This is a genomic window from Cupriavidus sp. SZY C1 (assembly GCF_032190535.1).
GTDB classification, from domain to species: Bacteria; Pseudomonadota; Gammaproteobacteria; order Burkholderiales; family Burkholderiaceae; genus Cupriavidus; species Cupriavidus pauculus_C.
In genome coordinates this window covers 1-19066 of the sequence record NZ_JAUANU010000009.1, presented here as the reverse complement: position 1 = coordinate 19066, position 19066 = coordinate 1, and the positions used below count along the sequence as shown (strand labels likewise).

Below are 19066 nucleotides of genomic sequence, written 5' to 3'. Positions count from 1 at the left end.
GGTTCAGTGGTGGACGTGGCGGCGCAGGACCCGCAGGCTGGCCAGCCCGGCCAGCGTCAGCGCCAGGCACCACGCCACGATGTAGAAGGGGTCGATGTAGGGGCTCTCGAAGCTCTGGAACTGACCCTCGCGCAGCAGCTCGAAGATCTGCGTCAGCGGCACCCACGACAGCCAGGTGCGGTACGGGTCGGGAATCCACTTGAGCAGGAAGAACGCCCCCGACATGGGCATGGCCAGGTACACCACCGGGTGGATCAGGCGGTGCGCCATCTTGCTGAGGTAGGTGGCCGTGCAGACCAGCATCGACACGCCGAACGAGAACCACGTCATCAGCGCCAGCGCTGCCAGCATGACCAGCGGCCGGGCCGGTGGCTGGGCCACGCCCAGCGCGCAGGCGCCGGCCAGCAGCAACAGCAGCGCCACGACGCTGGATGCGGCCTCCAGCACCGCGCGCGCCACCAGCATGTCGAAGATCGTGACCATGCGGTGGTACAGCAGCGGCTGGTTGGCGTGCAGCGCGCCCTCGGCCCGCGTGACGATCGAGCGGAAGATGATGAACGCGCAGTAGCCGCCCAGCGCGAACGGCACCGGCAGGATGCCGCCGCGATGGTGGCTGTCGCCGATGTGGATCAGCGATACCGACCCGGCCAGCAGCATTGGCTCGGCAATCAGCCACAGGTAGCCGATGTTCTCGCGGCCGTAGCGCGTATGCAGTTCGCGCAGGATCAGCGCGCCGATCACGCGGCATTGCACGCGCAGGCCGTGGCGCAGCGGCGAGGCGATCGAATCAGTTGGCAAGGTTGGCCTCCGTCGGTGGGCGGGCGGTGTCCGGCAGCCGGTCGATGGCGTCGAGCACCATGCGGCAGTGGTCGTCCCAGCCCGGCGCGCGCCAGGCGGCGATGCGGGCAAGCTGGGCGCGGCGGCGCGGCGCGGCCGCGTCGGTGTAGTCGTGGATCGCGCGCAGCCACGCGGGGCCGTCCAGCGGGTCCAGGTACTCGGGCGCGTCGCCGCCGGCCTCGCGCAGGGCGGGCAGGTCGCTGGCGATCACGGGCACGCCCAGTGCCAGCGCCTCGGCCACGGGCAGGCCGAAGCCTTCAGCCAGCGACGGCATCAGCAGCGCCCGCGCGCCGCGCAGCAGCGTGGCGACGTCGCGATCGGCCATGCCGTGGGCCAGTGTCACCACGCCGCGCAGCGCCGGCGACCGTGCCAGCAGGTTCAGGATGTGTGCGTTCTCCCAGCCGCTGCGGCCCACGATCCGCAGGCGCGGCGCCCCCGCCGGCCCGGCCTGTGCCACCAGCCGCTGCCAGAGCTGCAGCAGCAGCATGTGGTTCTTGCGCGGCTCGATCGTGCCGATCATCACGAAACAGGGCGCACCGGGTGACGGCCCGGCGTCGGCGCCCGGCGCGCGCGGGGGCGCCACACCCAGCGGCGCGACCATGAGCCGGGCGCCGTGCGGGCCCCGCGGCAGCCGCCCGGCAATGGCCTGGAGCGTCGCCCGCGAGTTGCAGACGACCAGGTCGGCCAGCGCGTCGACGGTCTCCATGCGCCGCCGGTGCACGTCGGCCATGCCGGCACGCGCGAATTCGGGATGCGTGAGCGGAATCGCGTCGTGGACCAGGCAGGCCAGCCGCGCCTGTTCCGCCGCCAGCGCGCGCGCCACGGCGGCGGGACGTTCCAGGTTCGTGTGCGACAGCAGCAGGTAGACGGCCCGCCGCGCCGACGGCCACGGGCGCGGCAGCCGCGGCCACGACAGGCACAGCGCCGCCCAGAGCCGCCATGCCGCCAGGCGCGGGCCCGTGCGGTCGCCGCGCCAGCGGCGCGCGGTGTCGTCGAGAAAGCGGCGCGTGGCCGCGGCGGGCAGGCGCACGTGCCAGCCGCACGGGTGCATGGCGGTATAGACCAGCCGCCCGGCAGCGTGGCGGCCCAGATAGTCGGCATGGGCCATCTCCACGCGGTCGATGCCGGTGGGCGTGGCATGGCGCGCGCGGCGCATCAGCCGCGTGATGTCCAGCAGCAGTTCGGGGTGGCTCATGCGACGGCTCCAGCAAGCGCCGCAGGCGCCGGCGCAGCGGTATCGGCCGGCTCGGCGGCGCCCAGCAGCCGCCGGCATACCGGTCCGATCAACAGGCCGATGGCCGCCGCGTTGTGAAAGCCGCCGTGCAGCAGGCAGCGGTGGCCCAGCACGCGGCGGAACGCATCGAACAGCGCCGCGTCGGGCGCGCACGGCGCCTGCCAGAACGTGGCCAGCGGCTGCGGGTCGGTCAGGCCGGGCAGGTCGTAGACTGCCGTGCCCAGCACGCGCACGGGCACGCCGGCGGCCAGCGCCAGCGTGCCGCTGGTGCTGTTGACGGTGACCATGCCGCACGCGTGGCGCGCCAGCAGGTCGAGGTCGCCGCCGTCGATCCAGACCAGCCGCCCATCCATGCCGGCGCGCCGGGCCTGGCGCGTTGCCACGACGTGCCAGTCGGTCACGCCATTGTCGAGCGGATGCGACTTGATCGCCAGCAGGCAGCCGGCCGGCGCGTGGCGCGCGAAGTCGTCGATGACGCGCGCCAGCGCATCGGCCAGCCCGCCGAACGGCGAATGCACGCGCAACTGGAAATCGGAGTCGAGCTGCAGCGGAAACAGGAAGTACGGCTGCCCCGCCAGCCGCGCGGTGGCTTGTGCCGCCTGCCGTGCCGCGCGCCGGCGCCGGGTCAGGCGCAGCGCCCAGCCGGCCAGTTCGCGCGCCGGATGGCAGCCGCGATGCGTGGTGTAGTGCGGATACGCGGGCCAGGAACAGTACGCGGCCAGGTAGTACCCCAGCGCCGCCCGTGCGCGCGCGCCGAAGTTGCCGGGGATCGGCGCATGCGGCGGCGGCGCGGGCAGGCCGCGTGCCTGGGCCAGATACCAGGCCGCGTCGCGCGGCAGCGTGGAATGGCCGTTCACGCCGTCGCGCTCCAGCGTGATCCAGTCCGGACGCAGGTAGCCTTCCTCGAACACATGCACGCGCGCGCCATGGCGGTGCGCCACGCCAATGGCCGCGCGATGCAACGGACGGCAGTCGCCGAACAGCACCAGATCGGTCACGCCCAGCCGTGCCAGTTGCGCCGCCAGCCAGTCCGGCCAGCGATGGTCGCGGCCGCGCCACGCCAGCGCGGGGCCGGCGCGCCAGTCCAGCGCGTCGCCGCCATGGAAGTTGATGCGGTGCACGCCATGCCGCGCGGCCCGCAGCGCGGCGCCCAAGCGGCTGAAGAACGCCCCGGGCGGCCCCTGCAGGAACAGGAAGGTGCGCGGCGCGCCGGCGGTCACGACCACGCCCCCAGCAGGCGCCCCTGCATGGCCCATATGGCGCGCCGCAGCCGGCCCTGCCACTGGCGCAGGCGCGACAGCACGGGCGCGTGCTTGCGGCGGCCCCGCTCGGCAAAGCGCTGCACCAGCACCTCGGGCGGGCAGGGCAGGCCGGTCTCGGGGTCGAGGTAGCGCGGGTACAGCAGCAGCGTGCCGGCCACCAGTTCGTCGAGCGTCAGCGTGCGCCGGCGCCACGCCATCGGCGCCATGTCGCGCGTCAGGCCCCAGCCTGCGTAGAACGGCTGGCCGTGCACGATGACCTCGCGGCCGCGCAGCAGCGCCTCGAAGCCGGCCAGCGACGTCAACGCGTGCACGGCGTCGGCCGCATCGAGCCAGCGTGCCAGGGACGTGCCACGCGCGACCATATCGGCATGGCGCAGCGCGTCCTCGTCGCTGACCACGCCGGGGCGGTGGCCGGCCTCCACGTCGGGGTGGGGCTTGAAGACGATGTAGGCGTCAGGCTCCACCGCGCGCACGCGGCGCAGCAGTTCCAGGTTGCTGGCGATGCCGGCGCCGCCGAGCCGCAGCGACGCGTCGTCGGTCACCTGGCCCGGCACCAGCACGCAACGCCGCCCCGCCGGCAGCGGCGGCAGCGGGGCGTCGGCATGGCCGCTGCCGTACTTGGTGATGCGGTGCGTGACCAGCATGCGCCGCAGGTTGCGCGCGCGGCGCAGCAGCGCCGGCGTGAACGTGGTGTCGGCCAGCAGCACTTCAAGGTCGCTGCCGCTGGTGGGGTCGTAGTACATGCCGCGCCGGTCCACCACGATCGACATCGGCGGATACAGGTCGCTGCCCAGGCCGCGCGAGCGGATGAAGCCGTCTTCCACGCGATACAGCGGCACGCGCGCCTCGCTGGCTTCCACGGCCAGTTCCAGCGTCTCGCGCGTGGCCCACACGGCCACCGCGCCGCGCTGCCGCCGGGCAAACTGCGCGGGCCGGCGCGATCCGGCAAAGAAGGGCACCGGGCGCGCACCATTGTGGAAGAAGCGCGTGATGTCGCGCCGCTTCCAGAGCGCCATGCCGGTGCAGCAGGCCACCTCGCGGTTCTGGTGGCAGAACGCGCGCCAGAAGTGCAGCAGCTCGATGACCGCGTCGCAGTCGCACGGCTTGCCGGTGAATGGGTCGATGTAGCGCGTGCCGTCGCGCAGCACCGCCTCGGCCAGTTGCGCCAGAGACCGCGGCGCCTTGCGCTCGGTGAGTCCCACGTCATGCGTGAGCCCGCGTCCGGACAGGTAGCCGGTCTGCACGCAGGTCACGGGCTTGCCGGCCAGCAGCGCCAGGAAGCCGACCGTGTCGTTGCCGTCGACGATCACGCGCGCGCAGCGGTCGAGCAGCGGCCACGGGTCCACGGGATCGTGCAGCAGGATGCCGCCCTGCGCCTGCAACTGCGCGTGCAGCGTGCTCTTCCAGTGCGCCGTGGTGGGCATCACCAGGCACGGCAGCAGGTTCCAGCCCTGCGCCAGCGCCAGCATCTGCGCGGCCTGGCGCAGGTTGCCGGGGCGCAGCAGCGCCAGCGGACGGTCCCCCGCTTCGGCCAGCGCCGCGGCGGGGTCCGTGCCCCAGAACGTGCCGCCCACGCGCGCCTTGACCACGGCCTGGATCAGCGCGTGGCCGCCGTGGCCGTTGGCTTCGGGCATGGCGTCGAGTGCCGTGTCGATCCAGCCGGGCGCGCCCGCGTCGCGCGCCAGCCGCGTCTCGCTGAGCGGGGGGCCGCGCCACTCGAAGTCCGGCGCCGTCAGCACGCCCGGGGCACGGCGCAGCCCGTTGGACTGGGCGACTGGGTGGTGTGCTTCAGGCAGTGGCAACGGGCGCGATGACATGGAGACGAAGTGAGTTGTGCGGGGCCCCGACCTTGGGGCGAGGTCGGATGCTAGGCACGCTTCGCGTCTCGGATATGGCGAAATCTCCGTAGATCGCGCGTCACCCGGCCCGCTGCGCCTGCATGAATCGATTGCGACAGAATCTACGCAGGCCGGCGTGGCCGGCGCGCCACGGCCGCGCGCCCAGGCGCGTGCCGCCAGCCCTTGCGGCGCGCGGCTTCCGGCAAATCTGCCTATTTCCGTTCACGAACGCGTCACCGGTGGTCTGCAAGCTGCCGCGATTTTGAAGCGACCCCGTACCCGGCGATGAATCCCCTGCTCAAGCCCACCCCGCAAGTCCGCGCCCGCGCGCGCGCCACCGCATGGCGAGGCGTGCCGCGTCCGCTGGCGCAGGCGATGGCCGTCGTGCTGGCCGCGTGGTCCGCGCAGGCCACGGCCGCGGGCCCGGCCTTCAACGGCGCGTGGATCCGCCAGCAGGCCGGCCAGCAGGCAGCGGCCGACGCCGCGCTCATCGGCACGATGACGCAATGGGGCGCCACGCTCACGCCGCAGCAGATCCAGCAGATCAACGCGCAGACGCGGCTGTCGATCGCCAACCTGGGGCAGGTGGCGCAGGCCGCCGCGGCGGCGGCCGAGGCCCAGCGCAAGGCGCGCGAGGCGGCGCTGCGCGCGGCCGGCGGCGTGCCGGACGGCCTGGGCGAAGGCGGGCTCAAGGTCGATACCAACGCGGCCACGGCCGGCTGGAGCGGCGCCGACGGCCCCACGCAGACCATCGATCCCGCCACCGGCCGCGTGCTGGTGGGCGTGCGGCAGACCAGCGACCGGGCGATCCTGAACTGGGAGACGTTCAACGTCGGGCGTAACACATCGCTGCATTTCGACCAGCAGGCGAGCTGGGCCGTGCTGAACCGCGTCAACGACCCGCAGGCGCGTCCCAGCCAGATCCAGGGGCAGATCAGCGGCGCCGGCACGGTCATGGTGCTGAACCGCAATGGGGTGATCTTCTCGGGATCGAGCCAGGTCGATACGGGCAACCTCGTGGCCGCCGCGGCGCGCATGAGCGACGCGCAGTTTCGCGGCAACGGCCTGTACAGCACGAACGCGGGCAGCACGTTCGCGCCAAGCTTTACCGACGCCAGCGGCAAGCTGATCGTCGAGGCCGGCGCGCAACTGAACACGCGCGCGCCGGCATCGGTCACGCAGGGCGGCGGGTACGCGCTGCTGCTGGGCGGCGAGGTGCGCAACGACGGCACGATCGCCACGCCGCGCGGCCAGGCGCAACTGGCCGCTGGCGACAGCTTCATCCTGCGCCCCGGCTACAGCTCGGACAGCAACCAGGTGTCCACCACGCGCGGCAATGAGGTGGCGGTGCTGCGCGCGGCGGACAGCGTGGCGGGGACGGTGGTCAACCGCGGCGTGATCCAGGCCGAACGGGGCGACATCACGCTGGCCGGGCACGACGTCCGGCAGGACGGCGTGGCGCTGTCCACCACGTCGGTCAGCCAGCGCGGCACGATTCACCTGCTGAACTCGGCCGCCGATACCAGGGGCCGCGTGACGCTGGGCAAGGGCAGCGTGACGGCCGTGCTGATCGAGGACAGCACCGACACGGCGCTCGACAGCCAGCGCGACGCGCTGATCGCCGAATCGAAGACCCAGGACGAGGCGCGCATCGCGGGCACGGCGATTCCAGCAGCGTTCGACAACCTGTCGCGGGCGCCGGACCGCCGCGACCAGTCGCGCGTGGAGGTGGTCTCGGGCGGCAACGTCACGTTCGACAACCAGTCGCTGACGCTGGCCACGGGCGGCCAGATCGCGGTCAGCGCGGCGGGCCGGGCCTTCGTGGCCGACGGTGCGCGGCTGGACGTGGCCGGGGCGCCGTCCGTCAAGGTGGCGATGGATGGCAACAACGTCAAGGTCAGCGTGCAGGGCAACGAGCAGCGCGACGCGCCGGGCAGCCGCGACAGCGGCAAGCTGACCAGCCAGGACGTATGGGTCGACGTGCGCGATCTCGTGCTGCTGCCGGCCGGCACCGGCGGCTACGCCACCGACCGCTACTACACGCCGGGCGGGCTGCTCGAAGTGGGCGGCTACCTGGGGACCACGGGCCACACGATCGGCGAATGGGCGGCCGTGGGGGGCTCGGTCCGGCTGGCAGGCAAGGAGGTGGTCACGCAGCGTGGATCGAGCGTGAACCTGGCGGGCGGCACCGTGGTGACCGCCGACGGCTTCATGCGCACGAGCTGGGTGCGCGGCAGCGATGGCGGCTTCTACGACGCCAACACGGCGCCGGGCGACCTGCTCTACGAAGGGCTCTACAACGGTTTCCAGGTGGACTACGCGCGCTGGGGCGTGACCGACCGCTTCTACAACACCGCGCTGGCGCCGACGTACCGGTGGCAGCGCGGCTACGTGACCGGGCGCGACGCGGGCAGGCTCGTCGTCGATGCGCCCACGGCCGTGCTGGAAGGCGACATCCACGCCAACGTGCTGCAGGGCGAGCGCCAGGTGGCCCGGCGCGATGCGGCCGTCACCGACGGCTACAAGGCCGCCCAGAACACGGCGGCGCAGGCCGGCCAGTTCGTGCTTGGCCACTTCCAGAACGACGCGCCGCTGCGCACGCAGCCGGCCGTGGACGTGCGTTTCACGGCCGGCGGCGCCGCGGCCACCGACGGCATGACCGCCGACGATGCGCTGGCGCCCGGGCGCACCGGCACCGCGTGGCTGGACGCCGCGCGCTTCTCGGGCTTCGGGCTCGGCGGCATCGAGGTCTATACGGGTGCGACGTTCCGCGTGGACGGTGCGCTCACGCTGGCCGATGGCGGCGCGCTGAAGGTGGTGGCGCCCCATATCGACGTCAACGCCAGCGTCACGGCCCGCGCGGGCAGCATCCGGCTGGGCAACGTGCTGGCGCGCAGCGGCACGTTTGCGGAGACGCCGCTGGGCATCGACGGCAAGGCGTACGCGACGATCGGGCCGGACGTGACGCTGGATGTACGCGGCAAGTGGGTCAACGCGCTGCGCGATGGGTCGGACGCGGCGGCGCTGGCGTTCGCCGATGGCGGCACGGTCGACATCGGCTCCACCCACGACGTGACCGTGGCGCGTGGCGCGGTGGTCGACGCATCGGGCGGCGGCGCGGTGCTGGCCGATGGATCGCTGCACGGCGGCAGGGGCGGGTCGGTCACGCTGGCCGCCAACGCGCCCGGCGCCAGCGCGGCGGGCATGACGCCCGACCCGGCGTCGACGCTGCATCTGGATGGCGACGTACGCGGCTACGCAGCCGGCGCGGGCGGCACGCTGGCGGTGTCGGCGGGCACCGTCCGCATCGGCGGTGCGTCAGCGGCCGGGCCCGGCGAACTGCTGCTGCCGGCATCGCTGTTCGCCAGCGGCTTCGGCGCGTACGACGTCAACGGCTTCAACGCGCTGACCGTGGCGGACGGCACGCGGCTCGATGTCACGCGACCGGTCTACCGGCTGACCGACGCGGCGCGCCAGGCGCCCACCGGCACCGATCCGGCCAGTGCGATGGCGCGCTGGCTGCCGCCGGCATACCTGGAAGATGCCGCCAGGGGCGTGCTGACGCAACGTGCCGGGGCCGACCTGACGCTGCGCTCGGCCGCGTACTACGACAACGCGGGCGGCTACCTGTCGGGCGGCAGGATCGACATCGGCACGGGCAGCGTGCTGCAGGTGGACGCGGGCCACGCGATCCGCGTGGACGGCAAGGACCGCATCCGCGTGGATGGCACGCTGGTGGCGCCGGGCGGCAGCATCGCCGTGCTCAATACGCGGGTGCCGGGCGGCGGCAAGGCCGATCCGTCCCCGGGCGACCTTGCCATCGTGATTGACGACCATGCGCGGCTCGATGTGGCCGCCCGCGCGGCCACGGCGCGCGACCAGTATGGCCGCGCCTACGGCGTGGTGCCCGATGGCGGCGCCATCGTGCTGGGCAGCGAGGGCGGCGTGGTGGACGACACCCGGGCGCCGGTGTCGTCCGATGCGTTCGTGATCGTGCGGGCCGGCGCGGTGCTCGATGCATCGGGCACGTCGGCAAGCCTGGCAACGGGCGCGGTATCGAACCGGCTCGATCCGATGTTCCAGGCCGTGTACGACGCCGCGAGCGGCGGCGGCCGCATCGCCGTGCGCAGCTTCAGCGGCTTCACGCTGGGCGGCCGGATGACCGCGGCGGCCGGCGGCGCCACCGCGCGCGGCGGCGCGCTGACGCTCGAACTGCAATCGCCGCTGTACCGCGACACGGCGCTGCCCGACGCCGCGCGTGTGCCGCGCGAGCTGCTGGTCAGCCAGCATGACCAGGCGTCCACCCCGTACGCGCTGGGGCGCGGCGCGATCAGCGTCGACCGCATTGCGGCCGGGCGCTTCGACGACCTGTCGCTGGTATCGGTGGACGCGGTGGGATTCGTGGGCAGCGTCGACCTTGCGATGCGGCAGAGCCTGCATGTCGGCGCTGGCTGGATCGACGCGGCGTCGCTGGCGGGCGCGGCCGTGCCGGACACCCACGTGACGCTGTCGGCCCCGTACGTGGCGCTGGATGCGGCACAGCGCGCGTCGACCGTCACGGACAGCCGGGCCTATCCGGTGGTGAAGCCACAGCTCCAGCGCGCGCGGGCAGAGACCGACGCGTCGCTGTCGGTGCGGGCCAGCCTGATCGACCTGGGCACGATCGACCTCGCCGGCATGACGGGCGACGTCCAGCTGGCCAACGGCAGGCAGATGGCCGTGGCGCGTGCCGGCTTCGGCAGCGTGGACTTCACGAGCCAGGGCGATATCCGGCTGGCCGGCGCGCTGCGCGCATCGCGCGTGCTGACGCTGGATGCGGCACAGATCTACCCGGTGTCCTCGGCCACGGCATCGCTGTTCGCCACCGAGCGCATCGCGCTGGGCCGGACCACGGCCGACGCGCCGGCGCAACCGTTGTCAGTGTTCGGCAGCCTGACGATCCAGGCGCCCGAGGTGCGGCAGGGCGCCGTGCTGCGCGCACCGCTGGGCAAGCTCCAGATCGGCGTGGGCAACGTCAGCGAGGCCATCGGCGACAAGCCGTTTGTCACCGACACGGTGGCGTTCCTGCCGGGCAGCATCACCTCGGTCAGCGGCGCCGGCCTGAGCCTGCCGTACGGGGGCACCACGGACGGCATCACGTACACGTACCGCAAGGCCGATGGCACCACGCAGGAGGTCAGGCTGGCCGACAGCGCCATCAACGTCATCGGGCAGCATATCGACGTGCAACAGGGCGCGCTGCTCGACCTCTCGGGCGGCGGCGACCTGCGCGGCGTGGCGTTCGTGAGCGGGCGCGGCGGATCGGTGGACGTGCTGAACACGGCGCTGGCCAATGCCAGCCCGGCCAATACGTTCAGCGATGCCGGCAACGCGGTCTATGCGATCGTGCCGTCCATGCAGGCCGCCTACGCGCCGGTGGATGCCGCCGCGCGCAACGCTCCCGGCGTGGGGCGCCAGATCACGGTGCCGTCCGGCGTGCCGGGCCTGCCGGCGGGCACCTATACGCTGATGCCGGCCAGCTATGCGCTGATGCCCGGCGCGTTCCGCGTGGAACTGGGCGGCACGGCCAGCCTGGCCCAGCAGGGCGTGCTGGCCCTGCGCAACGGGTCGTACGCGGTGTCGGCGGTGCAGGGCGTGGCCAATGGCGCCGTGCGCGACGCCCAGCCCACGCGCGTGATCGTCACGGGGGCCGATACGGTGCGCAAGTACGCGCAGTACAACGAGACCGGCTATGCCGACTTTGCGCGCGAGCAGGCCAGCACGCTGGGCAACCCGCTGGCGGCCCTGCCTGCCGACGGCCACGCGCTGAACCTGAAGCTGGGCGTGCCGGCGACGCCCGGCGACGCGCTCACGTTCGATGGCCGCGCGGTGTTCGACGCCGCCAGCGGGGGGCGGAATCCCGGCTACGTGACGGTCGACGCCACGCTGGCCACGACCCCGGTCGAGGTGCGTCCGGCGGGCACGGCGGCGACCGACGGCATGGCGTCGGTCACGGACCGCAGCCTGAACGCGCTGCAGGCGCCGCGGCTGGTGCTGGGCGGCACGATCGTCGCCGATGCCGCGAACCCGGGCAGTTTCTCGATCAACGCGATGACGCGGGCGCTGAACGTCCGCGAGGGCAGCGTCGTGCGCGCGCCGGAGATCATCGCCACCGCCGGCGTCGGCGGCATCACGATCGAGTCGGGCGCGCGGCTGGACACGCTCGGCATGGGCACCGCCACGCCGTTCCGATCGGCGGACGGCTATGTCTATCGCGCGGGCCAGGCCAACGGCGTCAATGCGCTGCCCGTGCTGGCGCTGTCCAACAACTGGCTGGACCTGCGCACGGAAAGTGTCTCGGCCCAGAGCGGCGGCATCCGCATCGGCGCGGCGCGCCTCTACACCGAAGGGTCGCTGGCGCTGATGCTGCAGGGCGCCGGCACGCTGACGATGGACGATGCGCTGCGTTTCGGCGCGCGCGAGCTGAGCCTGTCCGGGTCCAGTATCAATATCGGCAGCGAGGGCGCGCTGGCCGCCGCGGCGCGGGACAACGTGCTGCCGGCCGGGCTGCAGTTCAACCAGGCGCTGCTGGACCGCCTGCTGGCCGGCAACGACGAGCCCGGCGTGCCCGCGCTGGCGTCGCTGCGGCTGGGCGCCAGCAGCGCGATCAACTTCTTCGGCACGGTGGACGTGAGCGCCATCGACCCCGCCACCGGCAAATCGCGCCTGGGCGAGCTGATCCTGACCACGCCGGCGATCTACGGCCGGGGCGAGGCGGGCGACGTGGCCACGCTGACGGCCGGCAAGCTGATCTGGAGCGGCGTGAGCGACGGCGTGGCCTACAACACGACCACGCAGCCGTCGAGCGCACGGCCGGGCGCGGTGCTGGACGGCGGCGCGGGCACGGGACGCGGCACGCTGAACCTCGTGGCCGACGACATCGTGCTGGGCTATGCCAGCTTTGCGGCGCCCGATTCCCGGCTGAATCTCGATCACCTGATCCTCGGGTTCTCCACCGCCAACCTGACAGCGGCCCGCAGTATCTCGGCCAACCACCGCAACACGCTGTCCGCGTGGCAGGCGCAGGGCAGCTACGTGCCGGGGCAGGGCTACCAGTACAGCGGCGGCAACCTGAACCTGAACACCCCGCTGCTGATGGGCGACGCCGGGTCGGTCACGCAGTACGTGGCGGGTGGGGCGCTGACCGTGGCACAGCAGCCCGGCCAGCAGGACGCGGCGGCCGGCGCCGGCGCGCGCGGCGTGGAGATCGGCCTGCGCGGCGGCACCGTCACGCTGGCGTCGCGCGTGGCGCTGCCGAGTGGCAAGCTCGTGGCGACGGCCACCGGCGACATCACGCTGACCGACGCGGCGCAGATCGACCTGGCGGGCCGCGACAAGACGTACTTCGAGCAGACCCGCGCCACAACGGGCGGCGACCTGGTGCTGGAGAGCGCCAGCGGCAACGTCACGCAGGCGGCCGGGTCGCGCATCGACGTGTCCGCGCCGCTGGGCGCGGCGGCCGGCACCATCCAGGTCACGGCGCTGGGCGAAGGTGCCGGGCGCGTCGACCTGGCGGGCCGCATCGACGGCGGCGCCGGTAACGGGGCGGACCCAGCCGCCAGCGGCGCGATCGACATCCGCGCGCGCGTGCTGGCGGACTTTGGTGGCCTGAACCGGCGCCTGAACGACGGCGTCGTGTTTGGCGCGCGCAGCTTCGTGGTGAAGCAGGGCGACCTCGTGATTGGCGACGAACTGCGCGCCCATGCGGTGACGGTGTCGGCGGACGGCGGCAGCCTGACCGTGAACGGCAAGGTCGACGCCAGCGGCACGTCGCCGGGCAGCATCCGGCTGGCCGCGCGCGACAACCTGACGATTGCCGGCGGCGGGCTGCTGGACGCCCACGCGACGACGCTGGACGTGGACGGCTACGGCCAGCCCATCGACGCGACGAACCGCGCCACCGTGGCGCTGTCAGCGGCCGGCGGCACGCTGACGCTGGCGCCCGGCGCGCACGTCGACCTGCGCTCGGCCGATGCCGTGGCGCGCGGCCGGCTGGTGCTCGATGCCGGCCGGGCCGGATCGGCCACGGCCAACGACATGCGCATCGAAGCGTCGGGGCCGATCACCGTGGATGGCGCGGCCAGCATCGCGGTGCAGGGCTTCTGGCGCTACGACAACGCGCCGGCGGACCCCGTGCCGACGCTTGACGGCCGGACCAACCAGATCGTCACGCAGGCGTACCTCGATTCGCTGCACCAGGACAGCCTGGCGTTCATCGATGGCGCCCAGCGCAACGCCGGCCTGCAGGCGCGGCTGGCTGGCCTGCGCAGCTATGGCGCGGCCTATCACCTGCGGCCCGGCGTGGAGATCGCCAGCCGCACGGCCAACGGCAACCTGACCGTCAGCGGCGACGTGGACCTATCCGGCTACCGCTACGGCCCCAACGCCACCAGCGTGCGCGGCAGCGGCGAGCCGGGTGCCCTTGTGCTGCGCGCGGGCGGCGACCTGAACATCTTCGGCAGCATCACCGACGGCTTTGCGCCGCCCGTTGCCACGCCCGACGATGCCAACTGGAAGCTTGCGGCCGGCATTGAGCCGTCGCGCGGCGAGCTGGTGCTGCCGGTGGCCGTGACGCTGCGCGGCGCCACGTCGGGCGTGGTGACATCGTTCACCAACGTCAATGGCGCGCTCGGCTTCGACATCCCGGTGCGGGCCACGGGGTTGAAGGCCGGCGTGGAAGTGCCCACGCGCGTGGCGCTGAACGCGGCCGCGACGATTCCGGCCGGCACCACGCTGCGCGCCGCCGTGCGCAATCCGGACGGCAGCGTGCGCTTTGCGGCCGGCACGGTGATCGCACAGGCCACCAGCCTGGCGCGCGGCAGCCAGCTCGACGCCGGCACGGTGCTGCCCGTGCTGCTGCAGGTGCAGGCGTTCACGGTGCCCGCCGGCACGCCGCTGTCGATCTTCTCCGGCGCGGCCAGCCTGGCGGCCAACGTGCAGGTGCCGTCCGGCACCAAGCTGCCGCCGGGCATCAACCTGCAATTCGCCAATGCGGCGGGTACCGGCACAGTGGCCAGCATCGACCTGCGGCCGACGGTGGCGGGCAGCCAGGGGCGGCTGTGGGCGGTGGCGCCGATGCTGGCGGCGGGTTCGGACTCGTGGTCGATGCGGCTGGCGGGCGGCGCGGATACGGCTTCGGCCGATACGCGCACGCTGCAGGCCGCCAGCGGGCTGGGCGGCGCGGGCAGCATCCGGCTGTCGGACTATCACTACACATCGATCCGCAGCACGGTCAGGCAGCCCGTGTTTAGCGTGATCCGTACCGGCACCGGCGACCTGGACATGCTGGCCGGCGGCGACGTCTTCCAGGCCACGCCCTACGGCGTCTATACCGCGGGCACGCAGGCAGCCGGCATCGGCGCCAATGGCAGCGACCCGTTCAACCTGGCGCGGGGCGCCAGCAACGGGTCGGTGCTGGGCGCGGGGGTGGCGGCGGGCTACGAGGCGCTGGTCGGCAACGGCAACTACCAGGCGTGGTATCCGCAGCGCGGCGGCGACGTGCGGGTCGCCGCGCAGGGCGACCTGCGGGGCGACCTGATCGGGACGCAGAATGCCGGTCCGCTTGCCGGCATGGTGGCGAGCAACCTGATCGGCAACTGGCTGTGGCGGCAGGGCGGCGACGAGATCGGCCAGCGCACGGCCTGGTGGATCAACTTCGGCACGTATGCGCAACCGTATGGCGTCGATGCGCCGGGCAGGAACGCGCAGGTCATCGGCTTTACCGGCATCGGCGCGCTGGGCGGCGGCAATGTGCGGGTCGATGTCGGCGGCAATGCCGGCGTGCTGTCCGACCGCGGGAACAGCGAGGTCCTGCGCAGCAGCGGGCTCAACATCGTATCGGGCGGCAGCGGACGGGTGGTCGACGGCGCGCTCGTGCAGACCGGCGGCGGCCGTCTCGACGTCCGCATCGGCGGGGCCTGGAACCCGGGGCAGACGCTGTCGCAGGGTGCTGGCGACCTGACGAATGCGCCGGACCTGTCTGGCTCGGTGGTCAATCTGCGCGGCAACACCGTGCTGGCGGCGGCGTCGGTGGGGTATGTGTCGGGGACGGGCGGCACGGATCCCTCCGACCCGCGCTGGCAGGGTACCGCCCCCAGGCTGATCGATCCGACGATTGGCGGCGGCATCTACGTCGCACCGGGCGATGGAGAGGTCGCCGTGACGACGCGCGGCGACCTGGTGCTGACCGGTGCCCTGGACCCGGGACGCGCCCGGCTGGCGAGCACCACACCGTTCCAGGCGCAGGGCCGGGCCTTTGCGGGCGGCGGCTATAGCTGGTTCTCGCTGTGGACCGACCGCAGCGGCCTGTCGCTGGCGTCCAGCGGCGGGAACGTATCGCCCATCCAGATGCAGCGGGGCCCGGCCTCGCTGTCGGGCGGCTTCGATACCGACGGCGGCTATCTCTATCCGGGCGCCCTGCGTGTGGAGGCCGCGAGCGGCAGCATCTTCTATGGCAAGAGCGACGCTTCGGAAACCCGCGCGTTGCTGCTGGCGCCCACGCGCTCGGGCACCCTGGAAATGCTGGCCGCCGGCGATATCCGCGCGCGGGACTTTCCGGTCAACGTGTCGGGGGCCGACCCCGCCATGCTGCCGACGCCGTTCCATCCGGCCTTCGAGGCACGGTCCGGCGACAGTACGGTCGGGATCGTGACCAACGTGGCGTCGTCGGGCGGCGCCTCGGTCAATGCCCGCCGCAACTGGCTCTTCACGTACCAGCCGAACACCTACAAGGACCCCGGCGACGATGGCGCGCGCGACCCGCTGCGCTTCTATGCCGTCGATGGCGACGTGGTGGGGCTGCGCACGGGGCAGATCGTGTCCTTCGGCGGCAATGCGGTGACGCCCGGCGACACCTGGTATGTCGGCAGCCGTCCGGTGTGGGTGCAGGCCGGCCGCGACGTCGTGGGCGCTGGCACCCGGCCGGGGCAGATGGCGGGGTCCGGACTGCCGGGCAGCACGTACACCGGCAACCTGTTCGTCCACGCCGCACCGCACGACATCTCGGTGGTGTCGGCGGGCCGCGACATCGTGCAGTCGAGCTTCAACGTGGCGGGGCCCGGCCTGCTGGAGGTGCGCGCCGGGCGCAACCTGTACCAGGCGGACAAGGGATCGATCGAAAGCCTGGGCGCCATCGTCAACGTCGATCCGGCCAACCGCTCGGGCGGGGCGTCGATCGTCGCCATGGCCGGCGTGGGCGCCAGCGGCCCGGACTACGGCGCGTTCGCGCGTCGCTATTTCTCGGCCGGCAACGCGGCCGACGCCGCCTACGGGCTCGACGATCCGGCCAACGCGGGCAGGGTGGCCCGGACCTACGAGAAGGAACTGGCCGCATGGCTGGCGGCCCGCTACGGCGAGGGCGGCACCGGCGGGGCGGTCGAGCGCTTCCTGGCGCTGTCGCCGGCCGAGCAGGGCATCTTCGTGCGCGAGATCTACTTCAACGAACTGCGCGCGAGCGGCCGCGAGTACACGGATGCGTCGGGCCGGCGCGCGGGCAGCTACCTGCGCGGGCGCCAGGCCATCGCCACGCTGTTCCCGGCCCAGGACGCCCGGGGCAATGCCATTGCCTACGACGGCGACATCACGCTGTTCGGCGGCTCGGGCATCCGCACGGACTTCGGCGGCCATGTCGAGACGCTAACGCCAGGCGGCCGGACCGTGATCGGCGTGGAAGGCGTGGTGCCGCCGGCATCGTCGGGGCTGCTGACGCAGGGCACCGGCGATATCCGGATGTACTCGCGCGACAGCATCCTGCTGGGCCTGTCGCGCATCTTCACCACGTTCGGCGGCGACATCACGGCGTGGTCGGCCACGGGCGACATCAACGCCGGGCGCGGGGCCAAGACGACGGTGGTGTTCTCGCCGCCGCGGCGCCTCTATGACGACGTGGGCAATGTCACGCTGTCGCCCACGGTGCCCAGCACCGGCGCCGGCATCGCCACGCTCAATCCGATTCCGGAGATCGCGCCCGGCGACATCGACCTGATCGCGCCGCTGGGCACCATCGACGCGGGCGAGGCAGGCATCCGCGTCTCGGGCAACGTCAACCTGGCGGCGCTGCAAGTGGTGAACGCGGCAAACATCCAGGTACAGGGCAAGGCAACCGGGCTGCCGGCCATGGCCAGCGTCAACGTCGGTGCGCTGACGTCGGCCAGTGCCGCGGCAAGCGCGGTGAACCAGGCGGCCGAAGACCTGGCCCGCCAGCAGACGGCCAATGCGAAGGAACGCATGCCGTCGGTGGTGTCGGTCCAGGTGCTCGGTTTCGGGGAGGGCGGGCAATAGCGCGCACGCGATTCAATCATTCATGAACGGACGAGGAGTTTGAAGTGGCGATCGATTTGATGCAGTACAACGGTGTCGAGATTCAGGCGGGAAACTACGCCTACCTGTTCAGCCCGCCCGTTGACAACGGCGACGGGACATGGACCTTGCCGGCCCAGAGCAATGACTACAGTGCCGACATTCCGCGCGAGATGGCCGGTGGCATCGAGCGGGGGCCCATCACGCTCACCATCACTGACGCGGGGAACGGAACCTACAACTTCAGCATCGATACCACCTATCTGAACGGCCCCATGGCCGGGCCGCAACACTACCTGCAGATGACCGGCGTTCGCGTGGTGGCGACCAGCGCCGATGCCATCGTGCTCGTCAACAACTTTGGCGAGTACATCCTGCTGACGACCGATGACATGTACGTCAATGAGGAAAACGGGCTGGGTTACATGCCGGCCAACACCGTGCTGGACAATGCAGGCCAGCCGGCTTTCGAGCCGCCTGCTCCCTGCTTTGCGGCGGGCACCCGGCTTGCGACGGTGGGTGGCACGATTGCAGTCGAAGCGCTGAAGGAAGGAGACGTCGTGCTGACGGCTGCCGGGCAGGCGCGCGAAGTTCGGTGGATCGGCCACAGCCACGTGAACTGCGCCCGTCACCCGCGCCCCTGGGAAGTCCTGCCGATCCGCATCAAGGCGCATGCGTTTGGCGACGGCCGCCCGGCGCGTGACCTGGTCGTGTCGCCCGGCCATGCGATCTATGTCGAAGGCGTGCTGATCCCGGCGGGCTTCCTGCTCAACGGCGCCACCATCGTGCAGGAAAGCGTGCAGACGGTGGACTACTACCACGTCGAGCTCGATGCCCACGACGTGCTGCTGGCCGAAGACCTGCCGTGCGAAAGCTACCTCGATGACGGCAACCGCAACGCCTTTGCCAATGCCGGCCAGCACGCCGCGCTGCACGGCCGCCTGGATCCGCAAAGCTGGGAGAACGCCTGCGCCCCGTGCGTGATGGCGGGCCCGCAACTGGTGGAGGTGCGCCACATGCTGCTGGACCGCGCCATCGCGCTTGGCTACCGGCGCGAGACCGATGCGGACCTGCACCTGACGGTGGAAGGCGCCCGCATGCAGGCACTGCACGGCCATGGCCAGCGCCAGTGGTTCGTCGTCCCGGCCGGCAGCGGCGAGGTGGCGCTGGCCTCGCGCAGCGGCGTGCTGGCACAGTTGTTCGCCGACGCGCAGGACGGGCGCGAGCTGGGCGTGTGCATCAGCGAGGTACGTGTGAACGGCCAACCGCTGCCGCTGGACGGCGATGCGTTCGCGCAGGGGTTCTATCCGCTGGAGACGCAGGGCGCCACGCCGTGGCGCTGGACGAACGGCAACGCCCGGCTGGCGCTGCCGGCCAGCGATGCACCGGCCATGATCGAGATCACCACCGTCATGCAGATGGTGTCGTGGCAGGCGCCGGCGCTGCACGTCGCGCGCATGGCCGCCTGACGGTTGGCTGCCCTCTCCCGCACGGCGGGGGAGGGCGGGGGTAGCACCAAAACGGACGGCAAGACAGACAGTAACGGGACTGCTTCGTGC

At 72.5% G+C, this 19066-nt stretch carries 6 protein-coding genes; 2 read left to right on the top strand and 4 right to left on the bottom strand.

Features of this window, described 5'->3' with window-relative positions:
* Positions 1-3: 3 nt before the first annotated feature.
* From QTN24_RS15095 to QTN24_RS15080, 4 genes are read right to left on the bottom strand one after another with little or no spacing between them, the layout of a single operon-like run.
* Positions 4-798 (bottom strand): ABC transporter permease, encoded by a 795-nt coding sequence (locus tag QTN24_RS15095; RefSeq protein WP_124684591.1) that lies wholly within the window; start codon positions 796-798, stop codon positions 4-6.
* Entirely contained in the window at positions 788-2032 is a 1245-nt protein-coding gene (locus QTN24_RS15090) for a glycosyltransferase family 1 protein (RefSeq protein ID WP_313837904.1), read from the bottom strand. Before QTN24_RS15090 ends, QTN24_RS15095 begins: the two co-directional genes overlap by 11 nt.
* Positions 2029-3297, bottom strand: a complete 1269-nt coding sequence (locus tag QTN24_RS15085; RefSeq protein WP_313837902.1) for a capsular biosynthesis protein — start codon at positions 3295-3297, stop codon at positions 2029-2031. Before QTN24_RS15085 ends, QTN24_RS15090 begins: the two co-directional genes overlap by 4 nt.
* Positions 3288-5135 (bottom strand): hypothetical protein, encoded by a 1848-nt coding sequence (locus QTN24_RS15080; RefSeq protein WP_313837900.1) that lies wholly within the window; start codon positions 5133-5135, stop codon positions 3288-3290. The genes QTN24_RS15085 and QTN24_RS15080 overlap by 10 nt, the downstream gene beginning before the upstream one ends.
* Positions 5136-5456: 321 nt before the next feature.
* Between QTN24_RS15080 and QTN24_RS15075 the strand changes: the two genes are divergently transcribed.
* Entirely contained in the window at positions 5457-17489 is a 12033-nt protein-coding gene (locus QTN24_RS15075; RefSeq protein WP_313837898.1) for a filamentous haemagglutinin family protein, read from the top strand.
* 44 nt (positions 17490-17533) lie between these two features.
* Entirely contained in the window at positions 17534-18976 is a 1443-nt protein-coding gene (locus QTN24_RS15070) for a Hint domain-containing protein (RefSeq protein ID WP_313837896.1), read from the top strand.
* Positions 18977-19066 lie beyond the last annotated feature (90 nt).